Source organism: Orientia chuto str. Dubai (assembly GCF_000964595.1).
GTDB lineage: Bacteria > Pseudomonadota > Alphaproteobacteria > Rickettsiales > Rickettsiaceae > Orientia > Orientia mediorientalis.
Genome location: NZ_LANP01000014.1, coordinates 14,362 through 30,233, shown reverse-complemented (window position 1 = coordinate 30,233; position 15,872 = coordinate 14,362). Strand labels below are relative to the sequence as shown.

The following is a 15,872-nucleotide window of genomic DNA, read 5'->3' as shown; positions in this document are numbered from 1 at the left end:
ATTATTTAACGGTTGGGTAAAACATGATTTAATACCGAAATTACCTAATAATTCTGTAGTTGTGATGGACAATGCAAGTTTTCATAAAAGCCCGTATTTAAAAACTGTGCTGGACAAAGAAGGGCATACAGCAAATACTAACTCAACTACTTGATAAAGCAAATAAATTTGGAAAAGAAGACAAAAAAATTAAAGTTGAATTACTAAATCCACAAATACGGGACAAAACACTGCAACTCACAATTTATGATAATGGCAAAGGTGTAGAGGAAAAAATAAATAGTGCCATTAAGGATTGGAATCAAGATAACATATTAGGATTAGGACTAACCTTTGTTAAGCTAATCCTTCAAGAAATAAAAGGAGAAATTACATACAATAGGCCTACAGAAGTTATATGTCGTGTACCGATATATGCTCAATACCTTAGCATTTTCAATCATTAGGGGTGATATATGGAAAAAGCATTTAATATAGAGATGCAGATTATTCAATCTGCAATGAATACAATGGCGAGATACGAAGGAATAAAACTTAGCTGCGATTATTTAAGCACAATAAAGGAAGTTATAGGTGATAATTACAGAATACAGATAGTACTTACGATATAACTGCAAAATTTATCTATCTATGATATATCTCTGAAAAAAGTTTCAGGTCAACCTAAAATTTCTTTCGCGTTGAAGCGAAAATTTTTTTCTGTAGCTTTTTTCTTCTATGTGAATTTTTATAAGTTTTATCATGGATATTACGCCATTTAAGATTATTTTTGATTATTGTTTTATTATTAAGTTCAATTAAACCTGCATCTCTTAATTCTACTAGCATTGCCTAACCCTTCTGTGCTGAAGTCCTAATGACTCTTCATAAAAGTAATAATTCTCCTGTAATTCCTCTATATCTTTATTGTAATAGATCTGTAGCCTATATACTATCAATGATAAGAGTTGTTTAGAGGTTTTACTTAAGGTTTTTCCATTATCTCCTGTTAACTTTCTCCATTCTGAGGGAATAAAATTTCCAATAAAACGAAAAAAAATTGTCACTATTGCTACTGTTATTTTTAGCAATATTACAATCATTATAATATCGTATACTGTATGTTGCATTTTGTGCCTCCAAAAATACAGCTATAGCAGTGATTCTAGAAAATAACATTTTTACAAATTATTCTAAAATTTTTATTCAAAAGGTAGAATATAGGGTGCATAATCAGTTTTATGCAAAACCTATTTTCATCTTCATACTGATTCTCTCTGTCTTACAAGACCAATTTTACCTATAGACAATGATACTAGCATTAATATTCCTAATCATAATTCTGCTACTCTTTTAATCGGAGTTCATTATTCTGATATCTTTTTTTGTTAAATATCATCATACCTAACTTGACATACTACACAAATAACAACCTTTCTTACACTAAAATCATGATGTTAAAAAAATTAGTCAATTATTTGCAATGCTAAAAATATTCAGGATTAAAAACTTTGTTAGAAGGGTGGCGGGAGCAACGGGACTTGAACCCGCGGCCTTCGGCTTGACAGGCCGATGCTCTAACCAAGCTGAGCTATACCCCCTATACTGACAGCCCGGTAATGATATATTAAAACTGTAAAATTTTCAAGAAAATAAAAAAAGTAAAAATATTATGATTCTATTGAACTAAGTAGATAATTAAGATCTAGAAATAATACTGCATGGTAGTTATATGAAATGAAGACAAAAACATTTATCATAGCTTTAGTTTTTGTGATGAAGGGTTTTAGAATTAATAGGCGGAAAACTTAAAACTATCGCAAGGAAGCTTTGCAGGAATGATTTTACACAGCTATGCAACATTTCAGATGCTATTAGCCTCTATACCGATGATATCTTGAGCAGTATTAAAAGCTTGTGAACATACTACAGCTAGTTTAGCTGGACAATTTTCCCAATACCTGTGCTAGCCGCTTAGGATCAAATATAGTTGATATAAACCTTGATAATTACAATATAGGTAATAGAACCATTGCTCAGCAAAATTTTGCTTCTTATTAAAATGCAAGTACTGGAATCATGGATGATAGCAGCAGAAGAGTTACTACAACAACTGACGGTAGATAAATTATAGCTAAAACGTAGATTCATTAGTAAATAACTACCGATCTTCTGCGCTGCTACAATCTGGCTATCAAAACCAGTTCATGTTGTTCACAAAGCTTCCTTGACTCATTAACAAAGTAAAATCATTGCCTATGACAGCTAGCTTATAGTTTTTCTCTGATAATATTTCTTCTTTTTTTTCTTTCTTAAGTGTTTTAAGCTTTGCTGCTACAATATAACGATAACCACCTTCATCGAGAATTTGCAAGTTAGCTTTACTAAACATTGCACGATCAGCAATAAAACAACACATCTTTAACTTTAAGATACGCTTGCCAGCTATTGATTGCTTTAATTAATGTCCTAACTTCTGCAGTGTTGCCACTAAATAATTCTTACCCCAGTGGCAGTCCATCCTCATTAGTTGCTAGTGCAAGAACTAATTGCGTAGTATTAAAGCGATGATCTTTACTATAGCCAAAGGCTCTTAGTCATCTATTTCTACTGATTCAAAGTATAGTGTAGTGACACCAAAAAATACTAGGCTAATCTCTTTATTAGGAATCAGGGTTAGGGGGTTTTTAAAGCATAATTCTTTAATTTTAGGTATTTGCTCATGTAATTTGTCCATCATCTGATAAGTAGCATCTAGATCATGATGCTTGTCAAAAACTCCATATGAAGCAATAGCAAAATATGCTAGATTATGGGTAATTGAAGAGCAATTTAGAATCAATAAACATAATTTAAAAATGCGTCCAATTTTTCACTGGACTAAGCAAAGGATAGAAGCACACATAGCTATGTGTTATATGAGTTTTGCAGTGCTTAAAACTATAGAATACAAGGTTGCTCTGACCCAAAAGATCAGTGTAACTAACATGGTTGAATTATTAATATCAGTACAGGCTTCAATATTATTACATGATACTATCGAAGATACAAGTCTTACAAAAAAAATATTGCTGAGGCATTTAGTATAAAAATTGCAGAACAGGTTTCTGATCTAACTAGAATTAATGGTAACAAAAAAATTAGTTTTAGACAAATGATTAAAACATTGTGCCTACAAAATAAAAAAGATTTGTTACTAATTAGCGATCGCTTAATATAAACTTTGTCTGTATAAAAGATTGGTCTTGTAAGGCAGATAGTATCAGTATGAAGATGTAAATATGTTTTGCATTAAGATTTATTATGCACCATATATTCAACCTTTTAAATCAAAATTTTAGAATAATTTGTAAAAATATATTTTCTAAAACCACTGCTATAGCTAAATCTTTGCAGGTGCAGTATGCGGTATCATAACTAGTAGCTGCAATATTACCAAAAACAACAGTAGCAATAATAGTATAATTTTTCCCGTTTTATTGGAAATTTTATTTCATCAGAATAGAGAAAGCTAACCGGAGATAATGAAAAAAACTTAAATAAAACCTCTAAACAACTTCTATCATTAATAGCATCAAGCTACAGATCTGTTATAAATAAAAATATAGAGGAATCACAGGGGATTATTACTTTCTTTCGCAATTAATTAATAATTTGATTTACCTAATTTAAGACAAATCATCAGTTCCAATTTAGTATCATCCCGATAGCATATAGACACTGATACATTAATATGATATTTTTTAAAACTTAAGTATCTCTTTTAAGAGCTATGTTATTCTTATTTGCCTATCTTAAAGCTTTAGAACTGGATAAATGCTACTTTTTGTTAATTTCTTAATATATGTTCTCTTGTAAAAATTTAATTTTAATCTTACGTTGTTTTACCGTTTTTACATTATTTGTTCTAATATAAGCTTTGATAAGCTATATCCCTCTAGATTTATTAGTATTTTTAATGGTAGGCATTGAAGGTAATTTATCATCAGATATTTCTTCTGATGAAGATTTTGATTCTTTCTTTAACATATTTTGAGATTTCTGCATTAATGCTGCAACTTTTTCCGAGTTGGATTTTATAATATAATATGCTGCGTTAGATTCAACTATATTTTTCTTTTGCTTTAAAACACACTGTGTTATTTCTTGCCATTTGTTATTACTGCCTTTTTGCCATTGTTTTTTCCAAGCAAGGTGAGTTACATAACCTATAGAATGTTTAATCTTATACTTGTTTTCAATAACCCATTCTAAAACACTAAGATTATCAATTTCAATATTATTGTTGTGTGCATATAATATTGGATTTTTTTCTGTAGCATCAGCAAAAGATTTTAACCATCCCCCTTGCATAAATTTTGAAGACACATTGCTAAATTTGCATATTATAGCTGTTGCTTCTACTATTTCTTGCATATTTTGAAGATTTTGTTTTAGATTATCTTGATAAAATTTTGCAAGACTAGAGTAGCTATCAATACTAGTACTAGTAAATTTATTACCGTCAAATCTAACTAGTACAGTTAAACATGTAGGATCAAATCCTGCCTCTTTTAACTTTGCAACTTTTTGTTCTACTATATTATCTATCTGATTTTCATCCAATTGAGTTAACATTTGGCTTAGCGAATCATGATATTTTTTTACACTAAAAGATAAGTTTCCAGCCTGGATTGCAGAATTATAATTGCATGTGCGTTCAAATTTTTCATTTGTTAAATCTACCATGTTTGCAAAACCTGTGTAAAATTGCATACATGATCTGCCATGATCTACTTTAGCAATAAATTTTCCATCTTGAACCATTACATTAGCAGCATGATAATCCAGATCTCCCAACACATGACAAGAAGCAATTACTTTTTCAAATCCTTCTAAATTTTTTAACTCTTGAGAATTAGGATTAATATGGGTTTTACCTTTTAAGCCAGAAAATTCGGAAAGTGTTGCTGTATTTTTCAGAAATTTAGATCGTAGATAAAGTAAATCTTGATTTGACTGATCTGGTACTACTAATTCTTCTTTAGGCGCTCTATCATATAATAATAACTGATACATATCAGATACTATGAATTGTTGTATAGCATCTCTCATATCAATTTGGGCTTGTTGTAGTTTCTTTGAATTTACACAGCATAACATGTTTGTTGAATGCTTTATAGCACTTGCCTCACTTCTAAAAAATTCCTTTAAAAGGAAAGTATCATTACTTGATTTTTCAATGGCAAGATATCCTTTAGAAACACCACCTTGCTTTACGCCTTTAGGAACAAAATTACTTTGTTGGCTAGCGCTTTTATCACGCAATAGTGTTTCAATTTTTTGCAAATCTTCATTTACGATTTTTGTTGTTTTGCTACTTAAATTCTTTTTCACAGTCTATTTTATAGTCATCATATTTTAGAAAGTGTTAACTAAATGTGCTCTCTCTGTTCTTTATGACTTATCTCCAGAAAAGTTGTTTTGTAATATTTTTATATATCCAATAAAATTTTTTTTAGAAGCACTGATTATTAAGATTCTGTAAGTTTTTTTATGGCATAAATAACTTCTTATGTAATTTTTAGACTACTATGAAGCTGTTAACGCTTGTATAATCAATGTACTTTCAGATATTTAAAATCATCTTTAACGAATTTATGATCAATTTTAAGTTAAAATATGCATTTTTAAAAAATTATGCAAGTTTAAGATAAAAATGACTATTTTTTTTGCTATTATACTTAAATCATTCAGATAGTACGCTTAATAAGTTAGCAGTATTTCAAAATCATAAACTAATTAAGTATAGCTGGTACTCTGCAACAGTAAAAATAAAGCTAGTAATTCAAACTGAATTGTGTTATTTAAAGGTATTAAAGTTTAATATAATAAATGGAGAGGTGGCCGAGAGGCTTAAGGCGGCGGTTTGCTAAACCGTTATACGGTTTAATGTCGTATCAAGGGTTCGAATCCCTTTCTCTCCACCAGCTTTAAAGTATGTATGCTTTTATTCCTTAGTGGAAATATTTACTAAAAATCTAGAAGATAAGTAGTTATTAAATAAATATCCTTCAATTGAAGCTGTATGTGTATTTAATGTTTAAAAGTATGTATTTAGAACACTAAATACACCGCTCTTCATATGTTAATTTCAGTTAATATACTTCAAAAATTTAGCTAGGAGAATTCTTGGAAAGAAGAGAGGATTGTGATTAGTTTTTTTATATGAAGTTAATCACATATATGCCGCAAAAGCATATGCAATTAAAAATTTATACAAGATATATTTGAAATAAGGTCTACTATTCTTAGATTTTTGATAAGTTTTTTTAAAAAATATATTGCATAGTTCAATTATTAACCTTAACTATAGATTAGGAAATGTGGGTTATCAAAGAGTTTGAATACCATATGCTATCTTTATTGCATTAATTATTAGGATACCATATTTACCTCTTTAATTTCTCTCCTAATATTTTCTAATCCAAAATGAGGTACTAAGTACATTATAGTGGATAACGTTTACGATACAAATATCATAGAGAATTTATTCAAAGAGCAAGCATAATTCCTGTAATACTATAAAAAAAGAAACAGAAAAATGAAGATAGATAAATAAAGATTTATATAAGCTATCAAGATATATCATTAAAATATATTTTCAGGAATTTAAAGAATGGCAAGATATGCTAAAAATATAAAATTGTATCTTACTCTGACTTTTGTCTGAGAGTGGTACTAATGTAGTATAAAATCTTAATGATGACATATACAAAAGGAAGTCTAAACATAGTAAAAAAATTTTTAAATTTTGTTATTTACACTTGAAATAAGTAGTAACAGAAAATATATAGTGATAGTGTAAATTAGTAAGTTGATTTATACTATTAAATAAAACATTATAAATACTTAAGAGTAGAAAATTTTTGGAGGATTGTTATGAAATATCAACCACTATATGATCGCGTGTTAGTTGAGCCAGTACAAAGTGATGGAGCACACGGTAAGATTCTTATTCCAGATACAGCAAAGGAGAAGCCAACTGAAGGAATAGTAGTTATGGTTGGCGAAGGCAATAAAAATGATAAGGGGGATGTTATACCATTAAAGGTTAAGAATGGAGATACTATTGTCTACACAAAATGGGCTGGCACTGAAATAAAATTAGATGGTAAAGACTATGTAGTTATTAAAGAGTCAGATATATTATTAGTTAAACGCTGAAATTCATAATATTAATAATGAATATTTATCTAAGCTAATCAAATTATAAAATATTTTAAGGAGTTTTTAATATGAGTAAGCAAATCGTGCATGGTGATCAATGCCGTAAATATATAATAGAAGGTATAAATATTGTAGCAAATACAGTAGGTATTACATTGGGTCCTAAAGGTAGGCGTGTAGCAATTGAACAATCTTATGGCCCGCCTAAAATTACTAAAGATGGGGTTAGTGTTGCAAAGGCAATTCAACTTAAAGATAAACTTCTAAATGTTGGTGCTCAGTTTGTATATCTGTTGCCAGTAAAACAGCAGATGTAGCTGGGGATGGGACAACTACTGCAACAGTTATAGCCGATGCTAGTGTTAGGGAGCTTAATAAAGCTGAAGTTGCAGGTATTGATATACAAGAAGTAAGAAAGGGAGCAGAGAAAGCAGTTGAAGCAGTTATTGCTGAAGTTCGTAAAAACAGCAGTCATGTTAAGAATGAAGAAGAAATTGCTCAGGTAGCTACTGTTTCATCAAATGGAGATCGAGAAATTGGTGAAAAGATTGCTAATGCAATGAAACAAGTTGGTCAGGAGGGGGTAATCACTGTTGAAGATTCTAAGAATTTTAACTTTGAAGTTGAAGTTGTTAAAGGGATGAGATTTGACCGTGGATACATATCACCATATTTTGCTACAAATCGTGAAAAAATGATTACCGAATTTGAGAATCCACATATCTTGCTGTTAGATCAAAAGCTATCTGCATTAGCTCCAATGATTCCTTTGCTTGAAGCTGTTGTGCAAACTGGTAAACCACTAGTAATAATTGCTGATGATGTAGAAGGAGAACTCTTACTGCATTAATGCTTAATAATTTAAAAGGCTCGCTTAAGGTAGTAGCAATTAAATCTCCTGGTTTCGGTGATCGTAAAAAAGAAATGTTAGAAGATATTGCTATTTTAACTAATGGTGAAGTAATTACTGAACAGCTAGGAACTAAATTAGAAAATGTTAATCATGTATCTATGTTAGGGACAGCTAATAAAGTTATTGTTACAAAGGATCATACTACTATAGTTCATGATAAGCACAACAGCGATATTGAGAGAAAAGTCAATTCTCGTTGTGAACAAATTCGTGAAGCAATTAAAGATACAACTTCTGACTATGAGAAAGAAAAATTACAAGAACGTTTAGCAAAGCTAAGAAATGGTGTAGCTGTATTGAAAGTTGGTGGAGCCACTGAAGTAGAGCAAAAAGAACGCAAGGATAGAGTAGAAGATGCATTGCATGCTACTAGAGCTGCTGTTGAAGAGGGTATAGTTCCTGGTGGTGGGGTTGCACTATTTTATGCTTCTCGTGTTTTAGATAGTATAGAATGTGATAATGAAGATCAAAGAGTTGGTATTAATATTGTTAAAAAGGTTTTGGAAGCTCCGTTAAGACAAATAGTCAAAAATGCTGGTGGCAAAGAAGATGTTGTTGTTAATAAGCTAAGTGAAAGTAATGATAATAACCTTGGATTTGATGCTAGAACGATGCAGTATGTTGATATGATAAAAACAGGTATTGTTGATCCAACTAAAGTAGTGCGCACTGCATTACAAGATGCTTTTTCTGTAGCTTTATTAGTAATTTCTACCTTAGCTATGATTACTGATCATGAAGAAGATAATAATGCTAATGGCCGTAATAGCAGCTTAGGTGGTGGAGGTCATCATGGTATGGGCGGAGGAATGGATTTCTAAATCCGCCCCCATTTCTTCCTTTTTTAGAAAGTGTTTATTTATTTTCTTATCATAATTTTCAGAATAGATCTGGGGGTTATAGATAGAAAATATCCAACAGCAGTAGGACACTTGCATTAACTCTATTATATTTTGTTTAAAGTATTGTATTTGTTGCTATTAAGTTTTTTTTATTTACTACTAAATCTTATGTTATAAAGAAACTTAGGTTCTATACAAGTGTTTTGTGTTATACTATTATGACATAAAAAAACACAAGAATTTGTGTATTTTTTAGATAGCTTGAGGTTTTAATTTAGATAAAAATTTATTAGTTAATTTCAATTGTATAATTCAAAATACTTGTTTAAAATTATGATGTCGGAGTAAATCTTAAACATGAGTATCTCCAAGGTGAGGGTTTTCTTTGCTAAATTAGCAATTCATTTATGGCCTGTGCGCCGTCATGAGTTACGAAAGTTTATCCCTACTTCTCTTTTAATGTTTTGTATACTTTTTAATCAAAATATTCTGCGTATTCTAAAAGATAGCATTGTAATACCGGAAATAAGTTCTGAAATTACAAGTTTTATAAAGGCATATTGCGTTACTCCTGTAGCAGCGTTACTTGTAATACTATATGCATATATGGTTAATAATTTAAATTTTGAGAAGATATATCGTTACCTAACATTAGCATTTTTATCATTTTTTATCTGTTTTGCTTTTTATTTCTATCCTCAAGCTAGTATATTTCACCCAGATCTTGAAAAAGTTAATGAGTTAATGTTAAATTATCCTCATTTTAAGTGGTATATAGCTCTTGCTGCTAATTGGAGCTACATAATTTTTTATGTGTTATCGGAACTATGGCCCAATATATTTTATGCTTTATTATTTTGGCAATTTGCTAACGAGGTTACAACTACTGATGAAGCTAAACGTTTTTATATGCTATTTTCATTATTTGGTAATTCTTCTTTAATAGTGGGAGGATTAATTGTAATCCATTTTGCATCTAGTAATTCTATACTTCAGAAATATTTTTCAGGAATATCAAATAATGTATTACTTGTGCAATCTTCAATAACAATAATGGCAGTTAGTTCTATATGCTCGATTTTTTTAGTACGATTTATTTATTTTAATGCAGTAGTAAATGCGCAGTTACACCATAAAATGCAATATGAAATAGAAGAAAGACCTAAGATGAATTTAAGAGAAAGTTTTGAGTACATTATTTCATCTAAATATTTATGGTTTATTCTAATTTGTACTGCTTCTTTTGGGTTTAGTATAAATTTAGTTGAAGGAATTTGGAAAGCGCAAATTAAAGATTTATATTCTACTACTAATGCATATGCAGAGTTTAATGGTTACTGTGTTGTATGGACGGGAGTGTTGATAATTCTATTGACACTTGTCGGTAATGCTATATTACGCTATTATAGTTGGTTTGCAGTTGCTATTATTACTCCTATTATAACTGTAATTACTGGTACAGTATTTTTTGTGTTTGTTGTATTTGATGAAGATATGTTCTTATTAGTTAAGACAATGAGTTCAGCCTCGCCTATTACTATAGCTGTAATAGCTGGTGCAATTCAAAATGTTATTACTAAAGGGGCTAAATACTCAATATGGGATACATCAAAGGAAATGTTATATATTCCACTTGATAGAGAGTTAAAAACAAAAGGAAAAGCTGCTGTTGATATAATTAGTGCAAAAATAGGAAAGTCTTCAAGTGGATTAATTCAATCTCTTTTATTTACTCTATTTCCAGCTGCGAGTTATGTTTCTCTTTCACCTGCTTTAATGTTAATTTTTATTGTGGTATGCATAATATGGATTTTTTCTGTAAAACAAATCTATTCAGAATATAAAAAAATAGTATAATTTACTAATTTTAGATATGGTAAAAGAGATACATTTATTAATCGTAGATCAGATAACAGTCATAAATATTATAAGTTTATTGATTTAAAAATAAATTAATGCTATTTTAAACTTAACAAATGTGTCTTTATAATTAGAGATAGGACTTTGATTGAATATCATTTAGGAGGAAATCTATGGGTTTGTTAGGTTTAAAGGATGGTTATTATTTGAAAATACTATTAGCTTTTTTTATACTTTTTATATCTACTAATAGTATTGTTAGTGCTAATGCTAGTAGTACTAGTACACCAGATCCAATAGGTGAGCAGCTATGTAAAATAGTAGATGTTTTAAGTGGTAAAACTGCTAAGGCGTTATGTATGGTTGCAATCTTTGTTTTAGGAATGTACGTTCTTATGGGAAAGGTAAATTGGGGAACAGCAGCGGTTACAGTTTGCGGTATTATCCTAATTACTCAGGCTGCTACAATATATGGTTGGATTGTTAACAATAGTACTACAAGTAGTGGAACGCAAGCAACATGCTCATAATAATCAAGTTAAATGGAAGGAAATATATTTTAGTTGATTAATTGGCTTTTTTCTATACTAGAATGGTTTGTATTTGCTAATAAAAGAAAAAGTGAAAACTCAACATAATTGAGTTTTGTTTGATTAATTTAAGAAAAAATTTATGAGCTTTGTAAAACTTTAAGTAAAGTTATTTTTAAAAACATTATTAATGCTACGTTTTTTTATACTTTTTATACCTACTAGTAGTTGAGAAGTTATGTGAAATAGTAGATGTTTTAAGTGGTAAAACTGCTAAGGCGTTATGTATAGTTGCAATCTTTGTTTTAGGAGGAATGTCTCTCTTATGAGAAAGGTAATTGAGGAACAGCAGCGGTTACAGTTGCGGTATTGCCCTAATCACTTAGGCTGCTATACTCCTTTAACTTGAAGAGTTGAAAAAGTGATCAAGAAAAATAGATTGAAAATTATCATTAATTAAACTAGATACTCTAGATTGAAATTGAGATAAATGAGTAAAGAAATGATTAACAGCTTCGGAAAATTGGTTAAAATTCAGAGTAATATTTATTATTGGTAACAAGGGAATACATAAATTTCCATAATCGTTCAATAGGGTTCAAATTAGGCCTATAAGGAGGTAAAAAAAATAACTCAATTTTAGGGTTTGTGAAAATTCTTTAACTTTTTCTACTTATGGCAGGAAGCATTATCACAAATAAGGTAAATTTTAGTTTTATCAGGGTTATTTTTCTCTAAATTTGCTAAAAATTCAATAACATAATCAGTATTAATTTGGGGTTTGTTTTGCTTAAATACAGTAAGATCATTGATTTCTATTGCACCAATTAAGTGCAATTTTTTCCATCCAGAGTTACTAGGTAAAGTCTTATTTTTTCCCTTTAATATCCATCCATATCGATTACGATCCTGGTATTGTAAATGCACAGAATCCATGAAATACAAGGCTTCTGCTGGTTTTAACTTGCTTTTTAGTTCCCGATATTGTTCGATCAACTCTTCTTGTTTAGCTTGATTCAATTTAGCCGGAATCAGTTTTGATTTTTTATAAACAAACCCCAAATTATGCAATAATTTTATGGTGCCATTTAATGAATAATTTATCTGATACTTAGATTCTATATAATTTTTAACTGTTCTAGCCTCTATGTACCCAACTTCATCTATGTTGCTTTAATTCGAGCTTTTTGACTTTCAGTCAATTTACTGCTGCTTCCACCGTTTTTTGGCTTCAAGTTTTTCTCTTTTTCATAATCTCTTATGTGCTTACAAATTGCTCCATTACTTAATAATAGCGCTTTCGCTATTTGTGCACTCTGTTTAACCTTCATCATATAGCACAATACTGTTTTGATACGATCCCTTATCCTTCCATCTATTTCCTGACGGTGCCTTTCCCTTAATTCTTTTTTCTTCTTCTGATAATTTTTTCCACATCTATCCCTTTTAACAGATTTTTCTTTTTTGCAAACTCTTCATTTACAATGAGTATACAATATATGGTGGATTGCTAACAATAGCGCTACAAACAGTGGTAGTGCACAAGCAACATACTCATCATCATCATATGGTAGTTAATTTTTGTTAATGTGCATTTTATTTTATTAGTATAGGCTTTTTTTGGTACTAAGATGGTTTTATTTGCTTAATAAAACTACCATTAAGTAAGAAAAAAATACGCATAGTTGAGTTTTGTTTGATTAATTTATATTTAGGAAAAATTTATGAGCTTACTGAACTTATAGTTGAGTTTTTTTTAAATTAATTTATATTTAGGAGAAATTTATGAGCTTGTTGAACTTATAGTTGAGTTTTTTTTAAATTAATTTATATTTAGGAAAAATTTATGAGCTTGTTGAACTTATAGTTGAGTTTTGTTTGATTAATTTATATTTAGGAAAAATTTATGAGCTTGTTAAACTTTAAGCAAAGTTATTATTTAAAAATATTACTAATACTAAGTTTTTTTGTACTTTTTATATCTACTAGTAGTATCGTTGATGCTCAGAGTGCTAATAATCCAGATCCAATAGGTGAGAAGTTATGTAAAATAGTAGATGTTTTAAGTGGTAAAACTGCTAAGGCGTTATGTATAGTTGCAATCTTTGTTTTAGGAATAACAGTTCTTATGGGAAAGGTAAATTGGGGAACAGCAGCCGTTACAGTTTGCGGTATTGTTCTAATTACTCAGGCTGCTACAATATATGGTTGGATTGCTAACGGTAGCTCTACAGGCAGTAGTAGTGGAACACAAGCAACATGCGCATCATCAGCGGGTAGTTAATTTTTGTTAATGTGCATTTATTTGATTAAGTATAGGCTTTTTTTAATACTAAGATGGTTTTATTAAGCAAATAAAACTACCATTAAGTAAGAAAAAAAAATAAGCATAGTTGAGTTTTTTTATTAATTTATATTTAAGAAAATTTTATGAGCTTATTAAACTTTAAGAATTATTATTTAAAAATATTATTAATACTAAGTTTCTTTGTACTTTTTATATCTACTAGTAGTATTGTTGATGCTAGGACTTCTAGTGCAGATCCAATAGGTGAGAAGTTATGTAAAATAGTAGATGTTTTAAGTGGTAAAACTGCTAAGGCGTTATGTATAGTTGCAATCTTTGTTTTAGGAATAACAGTTCTTATGGGAAGAGTAAATTGGGGGACAGCGGCAGTTACAGTGTGCGGTATTGTTCTAATTACTCAAGCTGCTAAGATATATGATTGGATTGGTAAAGATGGTAGTAATAATAATGCTCAATGTGCAACTACTGCCTCTTCTTCTTGATAATAAGCTAAATTAAGTTTATGATTTTTTTAGAAGGTATATAAATTTACATGTTATGCAAGAGTATGTGTAAATTTGTGTCCATAGCTTTTTTTGAGAGTTAATTTTAAAAAGTTTTTCGGTGATAATTTTAGGAATAGATCCATCTTTGACTAGTACTGGCTGGGGAATAATTGATGTGCTAGGTAGTACAGTAAATTATATTAACAGTGGAGTAATAAAAACTATTTCTAAAGATTCATTAATATTAAAACTAGGGCAAATTAGCTTTGAGGTAGAAAAATTAATTACTTATTTTAATCCATATCATATTGCTATGGAAGAAGTTTTTATTAATAAAAATTACAGCTCTTCTGTTACTTTAATTCAAGCTAGAGGAGCTATAATGTCAGTAATTGGACGTTATAACATTGATTTTAGTGAATATGCACCTAATAAAATTAAAAAAGCAATTGTTGGGGCTGGAAAAGCAGAAAAACATCAAGTTCAACAAATGGTAAAATTATTAATGAATATAAAGAATGTAATTAATAAAGATGAATCTGATGCTTTAGCTACAGCTTATACTGCATCTGTTAATAGGAAAATTATATAAATTTTATTGAAAATTGGGTGATAACTTATCTATGACAATAAAAATTGATAGTATTGAATTATCTACTCCAGTTATTTTAGCTCCAATGTCTGGAGTTACTGATTTACCATTTCGTAAGCTTGTTAAACAATTTGGAGCAGGATTAGTAGTCTCGGAAATGATAGCAAGTCGGGCTATGATTCAAGAAACTCGCAAATCTATTATGAAATCTGCTCTCATTGAGAATGATATTACTGGTTCTTGTGTACAGCTTGCTGGTTGTGAGCCAGATGTTATGGCTGATGCTGCTAGAATGAACCAGGATATGGGAGCTAAAATTATTGATATTAATTTTGGCTGTCCAGCTAAGAAAATAGTAGGTGGATATGCTGGCTCAGCGTTGATGCGGAATGAACTACTAGCTGCAAAAATATTAGCAGCAACTGTTGAAAGTGTTTCTATTCCAGTAACCTTAAAAATGCGTACAGGTTGGGATGAAAGTTGCCGTAATGCGCATGTAATAGCTAAAATAGCGGAAGATTGTGGCATAAAAATGATTACAGTTCATGGTCGTACCAGATGTCAGTTTTATTCAGGCAAATCTGATTGGGAATTTATTAAAAAAGTAAAAGAAAGCATAAAAATTCCAGTTATAGCTAATGGTGATATTACTAGTGTTGATGATGCTATTAATTGTCTTAAAATATCTAAGGCTGATGGAGTTATGGTAGGGCGTGGAGCATACGGTAAACCATGGCTATTATCTCAAATTTCATACTATCTAACACATCAATCTTATTTACCGCCACCTAGCTTAATAGAGCAAAAACAAGTTATTTTGAATCATTATGAATCAATGCTAAGTTATTATGGTATTGAGCATGGCATGAGGATAGCACGTAAGCATCTAGGATGGTACAGTAAAGGGTTGCATAATTCAACTGATTTCAGATCTAAAGTTACTACTATGGAAAATACAGAGCAGGTAAGGGAGATTATTAATCAATTTTTTTCAGAATAAATAAGTGTTGCTATAAAATAGCTCTGAAAAATTCATCTCTAAAATCTATTACTAGCAAATGAAGGGAATATGTGATGAAGTTATATTGATTAACTTTTATCATCAAAGTTACAGACTTTATGCTGATAAAAGATTTAAATATAACTTGATTAAG

At 29.9% G+C, this 15,872-nt stretch carries 14 protein-coding genes, 2 tRNA genes and 4 pseudogenes; 12 read left to right on the top strand and 8 right to left on the bottom strand.

The features are described 5' to 3' along the window. Positions 1-104: 104 nt before the first annotated feature. Positions 105-446, top strand: coding sequence for an ATP-binding protein (locus tag OCHUTO_RS05220; protein ID WP_084215366.1), 342 nt, complete (start codon positions 105-107; stop codon positions 444-446). Between the two features lie 217 nt (positions 447-663). Here OCHUTO_RS05220 and OCHUTO_RS06000 read toward each other — a convergent pair whose 3' ends face one another. From OCHUTO_RS06000 to OCHUTO_RS07225, 4 genes and pseudogenes are all read right to left on the bottom strand, one after another. Further along, positions 664-828 (bottom strand): hypothetical protein, encoded by a 165-nt coding sequence (locus OCHUTO_RS06000; RefSeq protein ID WP_198139655.1) that lies wholly within the window; start codon positions 826-828, stop codon positions 664-666. After that, positions 822-1,109, bottom strand: a complete 288-nt coding sequence (locus OCHUTO_RS05210; protein WP_045797308.1) for a hypothetical protein — start codon at positions 1,107-1,109, stop codon at positions 822-824. The genes OCHUTO_RS06000 and OCHUTO_RS05210 overlap by 7 nt, the downstream gene beginning before the upstream one ends. Positions 1,110-1,502: 393 nt before the next feature. Further along, positions 1,503-1,580: transfer RNA gene (locus OCHUTO_RS02780), tRNA-Asp, on the bottom strand. A 641-nt stretch (positions 1,581-2,221) separates the two neighbouring features. After that, a pseudogene (locus OCHUTO_RS07225) lies at positions 2,222-2,755 on the bottom strand (IS1634 family transposase); the annotation flags it as partial. Position 2,756: 1 nt separating this feature from the next. Here OCHUTO_RS07225 and OCHUTO_RS07220 point away from each other — a divergent pair. Together OCHUTO_RS07220 and OCHUTO_RS07080 are read left to right on the top strand one after the other, a co-directional pair. Continuing rightward, a pseudogene (locus OCHUTO_RS07220) lies at positions 2,757-3,026 on the top strand (IS1634 family transposase); the annotation flags it as partial. Beyond that, positions 3,003-3,181: pseudogene (locus OCHUTO_RS07080) on the top strand (HD domain-containing protein); the annotation flags it as partial. The pseudogenes OCHUTO_RS07220 and OCHUTO_RS07080, both read left to right, overlap by 24 nt. A 725-nt stretch (positions 3,182-3,906) precedes the next feature. On the opposite strand, the gene OCHUTO_RS02765 reads toward OCHUTO_RS07080, so the two are convergent. Beyond that, positions 3,907-5,355: a hypothetical protein gene (locus OCHUTO_RS02765; protein WP_052694628.1), complete on the bottom strand. Its 1,449-nt coding sequence runs from the start codon at positions 5,353-5,355 to the stop codon at positions 3,907-3,909. Positions 5,356-5,855: 500 nt separating this feature from the next. Here OCHUTO_RS02765 and OCHUTO_RS02760 point away from each other — a divergent pair. From OCHUTO_RS02760 to OCHUTO_RS02740, 5 genes and pseudogenes are all read left to right on the top strand, one after another. Further along, positions 5,856-5,948, top strand: a tRNA-Ser gene (locus tag OCHUTO_RS02760). A 952-nt stretch (positions 5,949-6,900) separates the two neighbouring features. Then, on the top strand, positions 6,901-7,185 hold the full coding sequence (locus OCHUTO_RS02755) for a co-chaperone GroES (protein ID WP_045797306.1): 285 nt from the start codon (positions 6,901-6,903) through the stop codon (positions 7,183-7,185). Between the two features lie 71 nt (positions 7,186-7,256). After that, positions 7,257-8,922, top strand: a pseudogene (gene groL, locus OCHUTO_RS02750) (chaperonin GroEL). A gap of 378 nt (positions 8,923-9,300) precedes the next feature. Further along, positions 9,301-10,800, top strand: coding sequence for an Npt1/Npt2 family nucleotide transporter (locus OCHUTO_RS02745; RefSeq protein WP_045797305.1), 1,500 nt, complete (start codon positions 9,301-9,303; stop codon positions 10,798-10,800). A gap of 176 nt (positions 10,801-10,976) precedes the next feature. Continuing rightward, a complete protein-coding gene (locus OCHUTO_RS02740; protein ID WP_052694627.1) occupies positions 10,977-11,333 on the top strand; it encodes a TrbC/VirB2 family type IV secretion system protein in 357 nt (118 codons plus the stop codon). Between the two features lie 527 nt (positions 11,334-11,860). Here the strand turns inward: OCHUTO_RS02740 and OCHUTO_RS06805 are convergent. The 3 genes from OCHUTO_RS06805 to OCHUTO_RS06400 are packed head-to-tail and all read right to left on the bottom strand — an operon-like array spanning position 11,861 to position 12,667. Then, the gene (locus tag OCHUTO_RS06805; protein ID WP_458692776.1) at positions 11,861-11,971 is read right to left on the bottom strand and encodes a transposase; all 111 of its coding nucleotides are present in this window, start codon (positions 11,969-11,971) and stop codon (positions 11,861-11,863) included. Positions 11,972-12,002: 31 nt separating this feature from the next. After that, positions 12,003-12,482, bottom strand: a complete 480-nt coding sequence (locus OCHUTO_RS06800) for a transposase (RefSeq protein ID WP_458692775.1) — start codon at positions 12,480-12,482, stop codon at positions 12,003-12,005. Between the two features lie 14 nt (positions 12,483-12,496). Further along, the gene (locus tag OCHUTO_RS06400) at positions 12,497-12,667 is read right to left on the bottom strand and encodes a hypothetical protein (RefSeq protein WP_232296956.1); all 171 of its coding nucleotides are present in this window, start codon (positions 12,665-12,667) and stop codon (positions 12,497-12,499) included. 572 nt (positions 12,668-13,239) lie between these two features. Here OCHUTO_RS06400 and OCHUTO_RS02725 point away from each other — a divergent pair. The 4 genes from OCHUTO_RS02725 (at position 13,240) to dusB (ending at position 15,718) form a co-directional block, all read left to right on the top strand. Then, a complete protein-coding gene (locus OCHUTO_RS02725) occupies positions 13,240-13,617 on the top strand; it encodes a TrbC/VirB2 family type IV secretion system protein (protein WP_045797303.1) in 378 nt (125 codons plus the stop codon). Between the two features lie 146 nt (positions 13,618-13,763). Beyond that, positions 13,764-14,123 carry a TrbC/VirB2 family type IV secretion system protein gene (locus tag OCHUTO_RS02720; RefSeq protein WP_045797302.1) on the top strand — a complete coding sequence of 120 codons (360 nt, stop codon included), beginning with the start codon at positions 13,764-13,766 and terminating at the stop codon, positions 14,121-14,123. Positions 14,124-14,244: 121 nt separating this feature from the next. Continuing rightward, positions 14,245-14,718 (top strand): crossover junction endodeoxyribonuclease RuvC, encoded by a 474-nt coding sequence (gene ruvC, locus OCHUTO_RS02715; protein WP_045797301.1) that lies wholly within the window; start codon positions 14,245-14,247, stop codon positions 14,716-14,718. A gap of 31 nt (positions 14,719-14,749) precedes the next feature. Continuing rightward, positions 14,750-15,718 carry a tRNA dihydrouridine synthase DusB gene (gene dusB, locus OCHUTO_RS02710; protein ID WP_045797312.1) on the top strand — a complete coding sequence of 323 codons (969 nt, stop codon included), beginning with the start codon at positions 14,750-14,752 and terminating at the stop codon, positions 15,716-15,718. Positions 15,719-15,872 lie beyond the last annotated feature (154 nt).

Bases quoted from the DNA above. Each gene is read 5' to 3' on its own strand.
- OCHUTO_RS06000 (WP_198139655.1), bottom strand. From the start codon at position 828: ATGCTAGTAGAATTAAGAGATGCAGGTTTAATTGAACTTAATAATAAA.
- OCHUTO_RS05210 (WP_045797308.1), bottom strand. From the start codon at position 1,109: ATGCAACATACAGTATACGATATTATAATGATTGTAATATTGCTAAAA.
- OCHUTO_RS02755 (WP_045797306.1), top strand. From the start codon at position 6,901: ATGAAATATCAACCACTATATGATCGCGTGTTAGTTGAGCCAGTACAA.
- OCHUTO_RS02745 (WP_045797305.1), top strand. From the start codon at position 9,301: ATGAGTATCTCCAAGGTGAGGGTTTTCTTTGCTAAATTAGCAATTCAT.
- OCHUTO_RS02740 (WP_052694627.1), top strand. From the start codon at position 10,977: ATGGGTTTGTTAGGTTTAAAGGATGGTTATTATTTGAAAATACTATTA.
- OCHUTO_RS06400 (WP_232296956.1), bottom strand. From the start codon at position 12,667: ATGATGAAGGTTAAACAGAGTGCACAAATAGCGAAAGCGCTATTATTA.
- OCHUTO_RS02725 (WP_045797303.1), top strand. From the start codon at position 13,240: ATGAGCTTGTTAAACTTTAAGCAAAGTTATTATTTAAAAATATTACTA.
- OCHUTO_RS02720 (WP_045797302.1), top strand. From the start codon at position 13,764: ATGAGCTTATTAAACTTTAAGAATTATTATTTAAAAATATTATTAATA.
- dusB (WP_045797312.1), top strand. From the start codon at position 14,750: ATGACAATAAAAATTGATAGTATTGAATTATCTACTCCAGTTATTTTA.